At 56.8% G+C, this 13,631-nt stretch carries 11 protein-coding genes; all 11 read left to right on the forward strand.

Annotation, left to right across the window (positions count from 1 at the left end; all coding sequences use genetic code 11):
• The first annotated feature begins 12 nt into the window (after window positions 1-12).
• Window positions 13-429 (forward strand): MerR family transcriptional regulator, encoded by a 417-nt coding sequence (locus EXY20_RS07545; protein WP_135549312.1) that lies wholly within the window; start codon window positions 13-15, stop codon window positions 427-429.
• Window positions 430-524: 95 nt separating this feature from the next.
• A complete protein-coding gene (locus EXY20_RS07550) occupies window positions 525-968 on the forward strand; it encodes a protein-tyrosine phosphatase family protein (RefSeq protein ID WP_135549314.1) in 444 nt (147 codons plus the stop codon).
• A 46-nt stretch (window positions 969-1,014) separates the two neighbouring features.
• Complete coding sequence (locus tag EXY20_RS07555) at window positions 1,015-1,362, forward strand: VOC family protein (RefSeq protein ID WP_135549316.1); 348 nt, start codon at window positions 1,015-1,017, stop codon at window positions 1,360-1,362.
• A gap of 189 nt (window positions 1,363-1,551) precedes the next feature.
• Complete coding sequence (locus EXY20_RS07560; RefSeq protein WP_167859056.1) at window positions 1,552-2,841, forward strand: sialate O-acetylesterase; 1,290 nt, start codon at window positions 1,552-1,554, stop codon at window positions 2,839-2,841.
• Window positions 2,842-3,008: 167 nt separating this feature from the next.
• Entirely contained in the window at window positions 3,009-4,871 is a 1,863-nt protein-coding gene (locus EXY20_RS07565; protein WP_135549320.1) for a cache domain-containing sensor histidine kinase, read from the forward strand.
• A gap of 37 nt (window positions 4,872-4,908) precedes the next feature.
• The gene (locus EXY20_RS07570) at window positions 4,909-5,679 is read left to right on the forward strand and encodes a response regulator transcription factor (protein ID WP_167859057.1); all 771 of its coding nucleotides are present in this window, start codon (window positions 4,909-4,911) and stop codon (window positions 5,677-5,679) included.
• Window positions 5,680-5,904: 225 nt separating this feature from the next.
• Window positions 5,905-6,858: an ABC transporter permease gene (locus tag EXY20_RS07575; protein WP_207671234.1), complete on the forward strand. Its 954-nt coding sequence runs from the start codon at window positions 5,905-5,907 to the stop codon at window positions 6,856-6,858.
• A gap of 36 nt (window positions 6,859-6,894) precedes the next feature.
• Entirely contained in the window at window positions 6,895-7,788 is an 894-nt protein-coding gene (locus tag EXY20_RS07580; RefSeq protein ID WP_135549325.1) for a carbohydrate ABC transporter permease, read from the forward strand.
• A 106-nt stretch (window positions 7,789-7,894) separates the two neighbouring features.
• Window positions 7,895-9,541 (forward strand): extracellular solute-binding protein, encoded by a 1,647-nt coding sequence (locus EXY20_RS07585; protein WP_135549327.1) that lies wholly within the window; start codon window positions 7,895-7,897, stop codon window positions 9,539-9,541.
• Between the two features lie 74 nt (window positions 9,542-9,615).
• A complete protein-coding gene (locus EXY20_RS07590; protein ID WP_167859058.1) occupies window positions 9,616-12,450 on the forward strand; it encodes a right-handed parallel beta-helix repeat-containing protein in 2,835 nt (944 codons plus the stop codon).
• Window positions 12,451-12,574: 124 nt separating this feature from the next.
• Window positions 12,575-13,387 carry a Cof-type HAD-IIB family hydrolase gene (locus tag EXY20_RS07595; RefSeq protein ID WP_135549332.1) on the forward strand — a complete coding sequence of 271 codons (813 nt, stop codon included), beginning with the start codon at window positions 12,575-12,577 and terminating at the stop codon, window positions 13,385-13,387.
• Window positions 13,388-13,631 lie beyond the last annotated feature (244 nt).

Genomic DNA, 13,631 nt, shown 5'->3' on the forward strand with positions numbered 1-13,631 from the left:
AGAGAAAGGTTGATGAAAATTCAGGAACTGGCTGAAAAGGCGGGGTTGACGCCCCACACGATCCGTTTTTACGAAAAGGAAGGGTTGTTGGACAGCCGGCATGTGCGGCGAGAGGAAAACAACTATCGGGCATATTCCGAGGAAGCGATCGAACGGCTGAAACTTGTCAAGAAGTTTCAGGGCATCGGTTGTTCGATTGCAGAGTTGAAGGAAGTTTTGCAGGATCACGACACCGGGACGCGCACCCATGAGCAAATCATCGAATGGATCCGCAACAAGATGAGCGAAATCGAACGGAAGAAGGAAGAATACGATCAGATGCTGCAAACGCTGAACATGATGCTGGAATACCGGAAGGCACTGACGAACGATCCGCAAAAAGCGCACGCGATGATGACGGCCTGGCAATCCCAATCCACCACGCCTTAACCATTCTAAACACAAAGGCGGGTCCTGCATTGGTTTCCCGCCAGGCTTGCATTATAATGGATATCAAATTCACCGAAGGATGGAGCAGATCAATCATGTCGTCCGCAAAAAACTATCACGCGTTGATTCCGGATCGAATCTATATGGGTGCTGCCGCCGATGTGGAAGCCATGGTGCAAAACGAGGAAATCGACGTCATCGTCGATCTGCGCGGAGATGCAGCGGCATGCGCTTACCCGGATGCGAATGCGGAATGGATTCAAATCCCGTTGGCCGATCAATCCGGCATCACGCAAGAGGAAGGATTCCGGCTGGCTATCGAGGCAATCACGCAGGCGTACAGGGAAGACAAGCGAGTAGCGTTTCATTGCAATGGGGGCCGGGGGCGGACCGGTGCCGTTGCTGCCGGCACTCTGATCGCGCTCGGGTTGGCCCGGACGATTGCCGAAGCGGAAGCGATGGCCAAAGCGATCCGCAGCGAAATTGAAATCAAGCCGATTCAGTTGCAATCACTGAACAAGCTCTATCCGAACGAGTAACCCGGAAACCACGTTCACAAATAGTCGACAGGCAGGAGATGAAAGGATGATCAAAGGGTTTGGAGGAGTATTCTGGAGAACGAAAAACCTTGAAGTTGTGAAAAAATGGTATCGGGAAGTATTGCAGATTGAAATCGGAGATTGGAATGGAACGGTAATAAAACCCGAATCGGGCAATGAGACGATCTTTTCTTTTTTTGCTAAGGATGACAATTATTTTCCAACCGCACAGCAAGTGATGTTAAATTTTCAAGTACATAATCTGGACGAGACGATTCAGCATCTGGAACAATTGGGCGTACCGCTTGCCAAAAAACAAGAGAGCGGCGAATACGGCAAGTTTGTTTGGATTGAAGATCCTGACGGACGATTGGTCGAGCTTTGGGAGAAATAGCGATAGCGTCATAACAGGGAGCAGATCGCCGCGGCGACTGCTCCTTGTTCGTCTGACTTGCGATTGTAGTTTCTTGCATGCACAGGATCGATTTTTCCATGGGCGGACAGACGGGGGGATGATACGCTCATCACGCGAATGCTGCGCGCATTCGGGACAAGAAGGAGCGGGGGGAGGCGGAACAGAACAATGGAGGCGGCGGGCGAAGCCGTTGTTTACCGCGACGTGTGGTTCGGCGATGTATGGCTCGCCGGCGGGCAATCCAATATGGAATGGCCGCTGTGGCGGTCGGCCGATGCGGAAGCGGCATTGGCGCAAGCGGACATGCCCGGCATCCGTTATTATGACATGCCGAAGATTGCCTGCGAAGGCGGGGAAACGCGCGGCAGCGAAAGCTGGAAAGTGTGCGAGCCGAAGCAGGCAAAACATTTTTCGGCGGTGGCATATTACTTCGCCAGACGGCTGTATGAGGAGCTGGCGGTACCGATCGGGATCATCGGCTGCAATTGGGGCGGCACTTCGGCTTCGTGCTGGGTGTCCGAAAATGTTCTCGCGTCGGACCCGGAATTGCAAGTTTATATCGACGAGTTTCGCGAAAAGGTGCTTCGGTTCGATGAAGCCGCATTCCGGATCGAAGATGCGATCCATCAGGCAAAAGTCGCCGACTACGTGCGCAAGCTGGAAGCGGGGTTGACCGGCGCGGCTCTTGGCTCATACCCGTCGCCGACCCCTTTCAGTCCGCGTACGTTCCAGCGGCCGTACGGCTTGTACGGCACAATGCTGCTGAAAGCGGTGCCTTACGCGCTCCGCGGTTTCCTGTTCTACCAGGGCGAGAGCGATGCGAACCGGCCGATAACATACGAGAAGCTGCTGAAAGGGCTGATCGGCAATTGGCGTTCGTTGTGGAACGATGCATGTCTGCCGTTTCTGTTCGTTCAGCTGCCGGCTTACGGCATGCAAGGAAACGAATCGGGAACGGAGTGGCCGCTGCTTCGCGAGTCCCAGGCAAAAGTGGCGGACGAGGTCGCAAATGCCGGCATGGTTGTTGCGCTGGATTGCGGCGTGAGAGACGATATTCATCCGATCGACAAGAAACCGGTCGGACAGCGGCTTGCGCATCTGGCGCTTGAGACGGTGTACGGGCGAGACACGAAAGGAACGGCGCCGGTTTGCCGGGAGCTGCGCATGGAGAACGAAGCGGCAATTGTTCGTTTCGAGCATGCCGACAATGGACTTCAGGCGGATGGGGACGAGCTGTGCGGATTCGAAATCGCCGATGCGTCGCTGCAGTTCGTTCCTGCGGAAGCGTCGTTGTGCGGCGATTCCGTCGTCGTTCGAAGCGAGCGGGTCAAGCAACCGGCTGCGGTACGTTACGCTTGGGCCAACTTTCCGCAAGCCAATTTGCAGAGCGCCGCCGGACTGCCGGCAAGACCGTTTCGCCTGCATCTTGACGGGAGCCGAAATAGAACGGATTGGTGAACCCGATTGTCGTTTTTTCCATGAACACTATCCGATTTTCCATTCCCTTCGAACGATTCCGGCGCTAGCATGGAAAGCGGAAGGCAGAAGAGGAGCAGCGAGCGATTTCGCCGCTCCTTTTGCGGTTGCGCGCAGCAAACGCTGGCTTCCAAGGCCGGAGGGATGACATGCTCGCCCGCATCAGCTTGCAAACACGTCTGTTCGTCACTTATTCGCTGATCGTCATTCTGTTGATCGGCGTTACGCTCGGCGCCTTCTATGCGAGGGATCGCAGCATCGCCTACGCGAATTTGCTGGCTTCGCTCAACAAGGATGTCGAGCGGGTAGCCGCGCAAATGGACAATTTGCTGTTCACCGCCGATCTGATGACCACGCAGATCAAAAACAATGCGGATATCGCCAACACGTTTTATTTACTTGCTTTCGAAGAGCAGCCGGGCTCGTATTTTCAGCGAAATGCCGCCGTCGCCGGGCGTTTGCAGGAAATCGTTAGTTCGATTGCCGGTGTTGACGTATTGTCCTTTTACCGGATCGCCATTATCGGCCGCACCGGCGCGCAGCTGAGCATCGGCGCTTATGCCGACCCGGCCAACGTACGCAGCGGCATCGCCAATCTGGCATGGATTCGCGAGCTGGACGTAGGCGCGACTGCAAACGGCGTGCCGATCAATCGGCTGCTGCTGGCGCCGCATCCCGATCCGTGGGGCAACGGCGGCAAAGAAGTCATATCGCTCGTTCGCCGCATCGACACCAACGGGTACTTTCATTCACTGGTGGAAATTCAGGTGCCGTATGCGCAGCTGGCCGCAATGGGAACGATGCGTTACGATCCGGGCTTCCGGAGCGGCGACAAAAAAGTGTGGGTATTCGGCCGGGACGGCGAACTCGTCGTTCCTTCGCCGCTTGCCGCAACCGCGGAGGAGAAGGCGACGGCCGAGTTGTTCTATCGGGACATCCATACCCAGGTCGGCCAGTCGTTTACGCTTCATTCCGGCAGCAAGTCCCGCAACGTGGTCGCCGTCAACCGCTCGCGAAACTCCGAGTGGACGGTGGCGGTATCCGAATCGTACGGCACGCTGATGGAACCGATTCGCCGAACGGGATATTTGTTTGCCGCCATTGCGCTGATGCTGATTTTGCTGTCGCTGACGACGATTTATTATTCCACCCGGCTGGCCGTTCGCCCGCTTCGGCAGCTGAGCCGCGTCATGAGCGAAGTGCCGGGCTATCAGGGAGGAACGGACGGCATGCTGCGCAAGCTGGACGTGCAGTCGACGCAGAACGAAGTGGCGCAGCTGTATCGAACGTTTCGCAAAATGCTCGCCAGGCTGGAGGAATCCAAGGAAGTGGCGGTGCAGTCCTATTCCCGCGAGCTGCACGCGCAATTTATTGCGCTGCAGGCGCAGATCAACCCGCATTTCCTGTACAACACGCTGTCGCTTGTTGGCGTGATGGGCCGCGCGGCGGGCAATCCGCTTATTTTGCGCGTCTGTACGATGTTGGTTGAAATGCTGCGCTACGTAACGTACGACAGCGACAAGCCGGCCACGATCCGCGACGAAATGGCGCATACGCACAATTACCTTGCGATCATGAAAACGAGGTATGAAGATCATTTGCTTTTTGCAATCGAGGTGCCGGCCGCGATGGACGAGATCGCCTTGCCGAAGCTGACGATCCAGCCTTTCGTGGAAAATGCGATCAAACATGCGTTCGTGCACAAAAAACGTCCGTGGAAGGTGTCGGTGATCGGAAGCATGCATGATGACGGCTGGCGCATCGCGATTCGCGACGACGGGGCGGGTTTTGCGCATTCCGTGCTGGACGCGTGGGCGGAACGAAGCGTACTTTCTTCCTACGGCAGTCTGCTTTCACCCGATAACGGACAGCGCGGCGGAGGCGGAAGCGGCATCGTCAACACATACGCGCGTCTGCACATCGCATTCGGAGCGAGATTGCGGTTTGCGCTGCGCAACTTGCCCGAAGGCGGAGCCGAGGTGGAAATTGCGGTAGCGGCGCCGAAACCGTAAGCGGCGGGAAGGCGTGTCCATGGGGGAGGAGACGACGATGTACCGATTGATGATCGTTGACGACGAAGTGCCGTTTTGCCGGGCGCTTGCCGGTATTGTCGAAGAATTGAGCGATGAATTTGCGGTAGTCGGCCTGGCTTTCGACGGGGAAGATGCGCTCGATAGCTTGCGCCGGCTGAAGCCGGACGCGGTCATTACCGACATTCGCATGCAGGTAATGGACGGCCTTCAGTTTCTGGAGCAGGCGAGAAGCGTCGACCCTGACTTGATTGCCGTCGTACTGAGCGCGTATCCGGATTTTCACTACGCCCAGAAGGCGCTTCAGCTTCATGCGGAGGATTATTTGGTCAAGCCGGTGAATGAAGACGAGCTGCGGCGGCTTCTGGCGGTGCTGGCGCGCAAATGCGAAGCGAGGCGGATGCACAAGGCCATTCGGCCATTGCCGGGCATTCCGGATGCCGTCGCGGCGGACGGTAAAATGCCGCCCGTGCATCACGACAAGCTGCTTGCCGACGTCGAACGCTACTTGCAGGAGCATTTCGCCAGTCCGGTGCTGCTGCAGGAGTTGTCGTCGCGGTTCGGGCTGGTGCCGCACTACCTGAGCGCACTGTTCCGCAAGCGCACGGGCGAAACGCCGGGCGAATACGTCACCCGCCTCCGCGTCGAGGAGGCGAAACGGCTGATCGACGCGCAGCCGGGCGTGTTGCTCAAGCAGGTGGCCGATGCGGTCGGCTTCCAGGATCCGTTCTATTTCAGCAAAGTGTTCAAGAAGGCGACAGGCCAGTCGCCGTCGCAGTACATGAAGTAAAGGCGAGTTATGAAGCTCGGCGGTCCAACTTACGGGTGGGCCGCTTTTTGGCGTCCCCGAAATGCGCTCCTGACGAATGAACGATCTCCTTTTCCACCGAGCTTTCGGATTGTCGATTTTTCCATTCGCGTTGAAGTTTGTTCCATGTCCATGACGTTCGCCGACCTCTATACTCCAATATGAAAGCGATAACAACAGACAGCATGCGACCGGGGAGAGGATCGGATGAACGAAGCGACTAAAGCGCCGCAACCCGCAACAAGCGCCGGTAATCGATACGGCGGCATCGCAACGGCGATGAAGCGAAACTATGTGCTGTATTTGATGGTGCTTCCTGCCATCGTCGGATTTTTCCTGTTTCACTACAAACCGTTGTACGGCATTCTGATCGCGTTCAAGCAATACGATCTGGTGCTCGGCTTCGACCGCAGCCCGTGGGTCGGTATGAAGCAGTATGTCAGCTTCTTCCATGACCCGTACGCGCTGCGGATTATTCGCAACACGCTGGTCATCGGCAGCTACAGCCTGCTGTTCGGCTTCTGGCCGCCGATCGTGCTGGCGCTGATGCTGAACGAACTGACGAGCAGCCGCTGGAAACGTTGGTTCCAATCGATCAGCTATTTGCCGCATTTTATCGCCATGGTCGTCGTTGTCGGCATGATGGTGCAGCTGCTCAAGGCCGACGGTCCGGTCAACCTGTTGCTGGCTTCCATCGGCATCGAGCCGATCGCCTTCTTCAACGATGCGTCGTACTTTCGTTCGCTCTACATCGGCAGCGGCATCTGGCAAAGCATCGGCTGGGGTTCGATCCTGTACATCGCCGCCCTCACCGGCATCGATCCCGAACTGTACGAAGCCAGTTACATGGACGGCGCGAACCGCTTTCAGCGCATCCGGCATATCAGCATTCCCGGCATTATGCCGACGATCACGATTTTGTTCATCCTGCATGCCAGCGATATCGTCAACGTCGGCTTCGAGAAGGCGTATCTGATGCTCAACCCCGCGTTGTACGAAACGGGCGATGTGATCCAAACCTATGTGTATCGGCGGGGGATCGTGGAAAGAAACTTCAGCTTCGCCACCGCGGTCGGCCTGCTGAACAGCGTTGCGTCGTTCCTCGTGCTGTATGCGGCGAATCGCCTCAGCCGCCGGGCGAACGGCCAATCGTTATGGTAGGCGCATCGCAAAACCTTTGAAGGAGTTCACCCACCCATGAAAAACACCGGCTTCGCCAACCGTCTGTTCGACATCTTCAATTACGGCGCGCTTTCGCTGCTGACGCTCGCTATTCTGCTTCCGTTCGTTTACATGCTGTCGATTTCCATCAGCGACCCGATCGCGATCGGCGCGCAGAAGGTAGGTCTGCTGCCGGCAGGCGTCAACTTCGGCTCGTACAAGGCGGTGTTCCACGACAACCAGATCGTAACCGCCTACTGGAACAGCATTCGCTACACGGTGACGGGCACGTTTCTGGTGCTTGCGATCGGCTGCATTACCGCTTACCCGTTGTCGCTTAAACGGTTTAAAGGGCGAACCGTCATCACGATTTATTTTACCGTGACCATGTTCGTCAGCGGCGGCCTCATTCCCGCCTTCATGAACATCAAGAGCCTCGGGCTGCTCGATACGATGTGGGCCGTCACGCTGCCGTCCGCGTTTACGTTCTGGAACATCATTATTCTCCGCACCAACTTCCAGGGCATCCCGAACGAGCTGTACGAATCGGCGTTTCTCGACGGGGCGGGGGATTGGCAAATTTTTACCCGCATCGTGCTGCCGCTGTCCAAAGCGATTATGGCCACGATCGCCTTGTTCGCCAGCGTCGGGCTGTGGAATTCCTATTTCGGACCGCTTCTGTACTTGTCGTCGCCCGGCATGCAGCCGCTGACGATCGTGCTGCGGCGCATTCTGATCGCCAACGAAGTGCTGTCCGTCGATGCGATCGACACCGCCAACCACTCCACGGACATGGCAAGCTTTCTCGGCCGGATGGAAGGCATACGCATGGCGACGATATTCGTGACGATCGGGCCGATCGTACTCGTGTACCCGTTCATCCAGAAGTATTTCGTCAAAGGCGTGCTGGTCGGTTCGGTCAAAGGATAGCGCGAAAACCGCGAAAGGAGGGATGCCCGGCAAGAACCATGGCGCATGTGCAAGATCAGCTCGGAACATGCAGCAGTTCAGTTCACACTTTTAGGGAGGTCCATCCATGAACGTCTTCCGCAACAAACTGGCCGGCGGTACGCTCGCGGCTCTGCTCGCAACGTCCGTGATCGCCGGCTGCAGCTCTAACAGCTCGAACGGTTCGGACTCCGGAGCAGCCGCATCGGCGAAGCCTTCGGCTCCTGCCGTTTCCGCCGTGCCGAAAGAAGCGCCGACCGTCACCTTCATGACCGCCTGGGACCCGGGATTGCCGATCAGCAGCGATCTGCCGGTATTCGTCGAGTGGGGCAAAAGAACGGGCGTCAAGTTCGAAGTAAACAGCCCGCCACGCGATTCGTTCGTCGAAAAGATGAACATCACGCTCGCATCCAACGAGCTGCCGGACATGATGAAGTTTTTTTCCGACGACAAGTCGTTCAACAACTACGGCCCCGACCTGTTCGTGCCGCTGGACGATTATTTGAAGAACGGCAAGCTGCCGAACCTGGCCAAATGGCTGAAGAAGTACCCCGACATCGAAAAGCGCATGCGCAACCCCGTCGACGGGAAAATATACGGGTTCCCGCTCGTGCAGGACTTCGAGTCGGCGAGCAGCCTGTGGTACGTGCGCAACGATATGCTGAAGAAGGCAGGACTCGACGCAAGCAAAATCCAGTCCGTCGACGATTTGAAAAAAGCGATGCTGGCTTTGAAGGAACAGACCGGCGGGCCGGTCACGTCGACGAGGCTCGGCTACACGTACTACAACTGGACGACGCAAACGTATTTTGGCGTCGGCGACGGCATGCGTTACGAACCGACGCTCAAGAAGTACGTCTTTTCGCCGGTGGACGAGGAGAAGCGCTACAAGATGTGGGTCGAGTTCGAGCGGTGGGCTTACGAGCAGAAGCTGCTCGATCCGAACTTCCTGACGATGAAGGACGCGGAGCTGTTCGCCGGTTACGGCAGCGGCAAATACCCGCTCGAACGGGAGCAGCTCGGTTCCGCCCCTCAGCTCAATCCGAAGAACGACCCGAACATCGACGTGCAGCCGATTTTCCCGTTCAAGGTGGACGGCTACATGCCGTCGATCGGACGAGGCGACCATTTCAATATCGGCTACCGTTCGCCGGTCGTCATCAACAAGAAGTCGAAGCACATCGACGACATCATTCGGGCGATGGACTATACGTACAGCGACGAAGGCATCGAATTTTTCTATCTCGGCAAGGAAGGCGAAACGTTCACCCGCGATTCGAAGACGCCTTCGGGCTACCGGCTTGACAAGGTGCAGAGCGTGTGGACGATGGACGCCAACGGCAAATACCCGGACGGCATGAAAAAGCTCGGCGACTACGGCTACTTCACCTGGTGGCTGACCGGCGTCGCGCCGACTTACATTCGCTACAATCTGCTCAATTTCAAAGAAGGGCAGCAGCAGCAGGCGTTTTTCGATATCGACAATTTGAAGAAAATGGATCAGATCGGCTTCCTGCACACCAATCCGATTCTGCTCTGGACGAAAGAGGAGAGCGCGAAGCTCGCCGAAATCGGCACACCGCTCAATACGTACATCAGCGAAAACGTCATCAAGTTCATTCTGGGCCAGAAGCCGATGACAGACTGGGATTCCTTCATCGCCGGGTTCAAAAAACTGCGCGTGGACGAACTGGGCAAAATGTGGAACGACAAGCTGGCGGCATCGAATAAATAAGCGGCCGAACCGAGCAGGAGGGCCTGCCCTCCTGTTCGGCATCAGCCAAAAACGATGATAAAGGACGTGTGATGATGAAACGCGCGAACAAATGGGTTTCCTTCTGGATGTGCGCCATGCTTGCGATCGGCGGCGCCTTCGCCATGTTTCCGGCCGGCGCACTGGCTGCGCAGATGACGCCGTTGTACGCTTCGCCGGACGGCACCGGCACGGCGTGTACGCTGTCCGCGCCATGCTCGCTGACACAAGTGCGAAGCGCGGAACGGCTGGCCAAAGCTTCCGGCATGCCGGGCAACCTGATCGTTTATTTGCGTGGCGGCACGTATCGCCTGACAGACACATTTACCCTGAACGCAAGCGATTCGGGCACGAACGGCTACAATGTCATCTACCGCAACTACCCGAACGAAACGCCGATTCTGAGCGGCAGCGAGCGGGTAACCGGCTGGACGATTCACGACGCGACGTACAACATTTACAAGGCCGACGTCGGCACGGCGGACTTCCGCCAAATTTACGTCGACGGCTCGCGCGCCGTCAGAGCGCGGACGCCGAACGTAACCGATCCGGACACGGCCGGACCGTACTACGACGTACTTGCTTCGCAGACGGAGGGTGTCAAGGTGGCCGTTTCCGAAGTGGCCGATTGGGCGAGCTGGGGCCAGCTGAATCGGGTGGAAGTCGTCAAGATCGATCATTGGCATCAGAAGCGGCTGCGGATCGACAGCGTCGCCATCACCGGCAGCGAGGCATCGATTCGCGTTATGGCGCCGGAGCGAACGGACACGATTCTGAACAATGCGAACCAGCCGCATCCTTATTACTATTTGGAGAACGCCTACGAGTTTCTTGACGCCGAAGGCGAATGGTATCTCGATACGACGGACTCGGCGCACCACATGCTGTACTACAAACCGCGCAGCGGCGAAGACGTGACGGCGCAGACGAGCGTGTACGTACCGAAGGTGGAGACGCTGCTGAAGATCGACGGCACGGCTGCCGCACCCGTCACGCGCGTCGAAATTCGCGGCCTGACGTTCGAGCAATCGAACTGGACCCGCCCGAACGACAAAGGCTTCATGACCCAGCAGGCGGCGATCGAGCTGCATACGGACGCCTGGTCGGTCGTGCCGGGGCAGATGTGGGTGAACAACGCGAACAACATTCGCGTCTTCGGCAATACGTTCCGGCAATCGGGAGCGCACGGGCTGCTGCTGACCGGCACGCTGCATCACAATACAGTCGATTCCAATACGGTGACCGACACGGCGGCGGGCGGTATTTACGTATTTTCCGACTTCAGCACCCTGGACCGGATTACGAACAACCTGGTGGAAAAAGTCGGGCAAGTTTATACCGAAGCGGTCGGCATCCTCGCCACGAAGCCGAACCATCTGACGATCGACTTCAACGAAGTGCGCGACATGCCGTATACGGGCATCAGCCTTGGCTTGAATTGGTACGATACGGTGACGACGGCTTCTTACAATGACATCAGCTACAACCATATTCACCATGTGGCAAAGCTGCACGACGACGGCGGCGGCATTTATACACTCGGCAAAATGGACGGCACGGTGTTCCATCACAACTATGTGCACGATATTGCGCTGTCGCCTTATCAAGGCGGCTATCCGTATGCGGGCATTTACCTGGACAACGGCAGCGTTTACAAAACGGTTCGCGACAACGTCATCGCCGATACGGTGAGCGCCTTTTATGCAAAAAATGCGCCGAACTACGGCAACGTGTTCACCGGCAACGAATACAACGTGCCGCTCGGCAACGTCATAAGCGCCAACATCGTCACCGGCAATTTCGCCGTCAGCGGCGACGCCTGGAGCTCGCGGGCGCAGGCAATCAAGGAAGGCGCCGGTCCGAAGGTAAACCAGGCACGGAATAAACAGACGTTTGCCGTGTCGAATTACGATGCGAATTATACGAGCGGCAAGGCGGTCGACGACAGCACGGACGAACCGGGCTGGTCTCCGGCGATTGCGGGCGGGGTGAAATATTGGTGGGTCGTCAACCTGGGCGCTTCTTACCGGATCAGCAAGGTGGAAATCGTCACGCGGCTCGGTTCGGTCGATCAGATTGCGGCCCGGCGCAATTTCGAAATCTGGGGCTCGAACAATCCGGACATGTCGCTCGGCCATACCGTGTTAGGCTCGCTTGGCGAACCGGCGATCGCCCATCAGGCGACATGGTCGACGATCGTCGACAATACGGCCGGCTTCCAGTACATCGCAATCGTGAAGACGGTGCCGGAATATTTGTACCTGAACGAAGTGCGCGTCTACGCGGGTACGAGTCCGGTGACACTCGGAGCGACCGCTGCGCCGGGCGCGCCGGTGCTGACCGACGACAACGGCTATGACACCGGAATTGCGGACGGCAATTATGAAGTTGGCATGAACATGTGGTGGGGGAACAACGGTACGGCATATAAGCTGTACGAGAACGGCAAGCTTATCGACGCGCAGCAGCTGTCCGGCACATCGCCGAACGCCCAGTTCGCGCGCACTTCCATCAGCGGCCGGCCAAACGGCGCCTACGTTTATACCTGCGAGCTGACGAACAGCTACGGCACAACGGCGTGCGAGCCGAGAACGGTAACGGTAACCGCGGCGAATCCGGGCGCGCCGGTGCTCTCGAACGACAACTGGGACCGTGATGGCAATTATACGGTTGCGATGAACATGTGGTGGGGGACGAACGCCACATCCTATAAGCTGTACGAGAATGGCGCACTGATCGAAACGAAAGCGCTGACGGCGGCAACGCCGAACGCTCAATCGGCGGCGACGCCGGTCGCGGGCCGGGTTCCCGGCACGTATACGTATTACGCCGAGCTCGTCAATGCCTCCGGAACGACGGCAAGCGCGACGATGGACGTGCTTGTCGAGTAGCTTACGAATTGCAGCAGGCAGCCGGCCATAAGCCCGGCTGCCTTTATTCGGTTAGCGGCTAATTAATAGGATCGTGGGCCTACCAATTCCATTGTTCGTAACGTACAATAGGAAGAATTACTTTTTGACGAAGGGGATGTCAATGTCGGATATAAAGGCCATTGTGCTGGATTTGGACGGAACGTTGCTGGGCAGCGATAAATCCGTTTCTCCTCGGAATTATCGTGCGGTTAAGCGGTGTTTTGAGGCGGGAATTCCAATTATCGTCGCTACGGCGCGGCCGCCGAGAGCGGCTGTCCAGTTTGTAAAGGATATCGATTTTGTCGACCACATGGTTTTTTACAACGGCGCCCTGGTTACATGCAAATCGAAGATGACCCGACAGCACATAAGCATCCCGGCGGAGATTAGCCGTCAAATTAACGAATTCCTCACGCAGCATGAGCCTCATCCCGCAATTACGTATGAAGTGAACGACTCCTGGTATATGTGCACATCGCTTTCCGGCTCCGTACTTGCCCAGTTTGGCGCCCGCCCGAACGACCCTCATCCGCAGATAGTCGATTCCGATTGGATCCGCTCCATTTCTCCTACCAAAATACTGGTGACGGGTTATAGCAACTGGAGAGAGCTTGGCGAGAAATTCGGCGACCAGGTTAATGTGATCGCAACCGATGAAGGGGTATTGGTGCAAATCATGCACAGGTCGGCTTCCAAAGAAAGTGCAGTACAGGCGGTATTGGAGGAGATCGGGGTAGACTCGGAACATGTGATGGTATTCGGCGACGATTTTAATGATTTGGGGTTGTTCCGCATGTGCGGATTTCCCGTTGCCATGGGGAATGGAATCGCGGAACTGAAGCATTGTGCCAAGCACATTACCGCATCCAATGACGAGGATGGAGTTGCCGCAGCGCTGGAGAAGTTTGTTCTGTGAATGTTGTGTCGACTGTCCATTTTTAGCGAAATAGGCCATCTTTTATGATTTTTTATTGCCTTTTTGACGCTAGACATTTCGCTCCCAACCGAAAGATGAGGCCGGGGAAACGCTCCTGTGACGCAATTCCCTCTCCTCTGAGCGGAGCAGCAAGTATGTTGAGGAGCAAAGTAGGCTCTCAAGAGCGCCGGCTTTGTTTTTTTCTGTCTCGATTGCGACGAACCCCGGATGCTATACTTGAAAG

This window comes from Paenibacillus cymbidii, from assembly GCF_004764705.1.
Taxonomy (GTDB): domain Bacteria; phylum Bacillota; class Bacilli; order Paenibacillales; family NBRC-103111; genus Paenibacillus_AN; species Paenibacillus_AN cymbidii.

Bases quoted from the DNA above. Each gene is read 5' to 3' on its own strand.
- EXY20_RS07545 (WP_135549312.1), top strand. From the start codon at position 13: ATGAAAATTCAGGAACTGGCTGAAAAGGCGGGGTTGACGCCCCACACG.
- EXY20_RS07550 (WP_135549314.1), top strand. From the start codon at position 525: ATGTCGTCCGCAAAAAACTATCACGCGTTGATTCCGGATCGAATCTAT.
- EXY20_RS07555 (WP_135549316.1), top strand. From the start codon at position 1,015: ATGATCAAAGGGTTTGGAGGAGTATTCTGGAGAACGAAAAACCTTGAA.
- EXY20_RS07560 (WP_167859056.1), top strand. From the start codon at position 1,552: ATGGAGGCGGCGGGCGAAGCCGTTGTTTACCGCGACGTGTGGTTCGGC.
- EXY20_RS07565 (WP_135549320.1), top strand. From the start codon at position 3,009: ATGCTCGCCCGCATCAGCTTGCAAACACGTCTGTTCGTCACTTATTCG.
- EXY20_RS07570 (WP_167859057.1), top strand. From the start codon at position 4,909: ATGTACCGATTGATGATCGTTGACGACGAAGTGCCGTTTTGCCGGGCG.
- EXY20_RS07575 (WP_207671234.1), top strand. From the start codon at position 5,905: ATGAACGAAGCGACTAAAGCGCCGCAACCCGCAACAAGCGCCGGTAAT.
- EXY20_RS07580 (WP_135549325.1), top strand. From the start codon at position 6,895: ATGAAAAACACCGGCTTCGCCAACCGTCTGTTCGACATCTTCAATTAC.
- EXY20_RS07585 (WP_135549327.1), top strand. From the start codon at position 7,895: ATGAACGTCTTCCGCAACAAACTGGCCGGCGGTACGCTCGCGGCTCTG.
- EXY20_RS07590 (WP_167859058.1), top strand. From the start codon at position 9,616: ATGAAACGCGCGAACAAATGGGTTTCCTTCTGGATGTGCGCCATGCTT.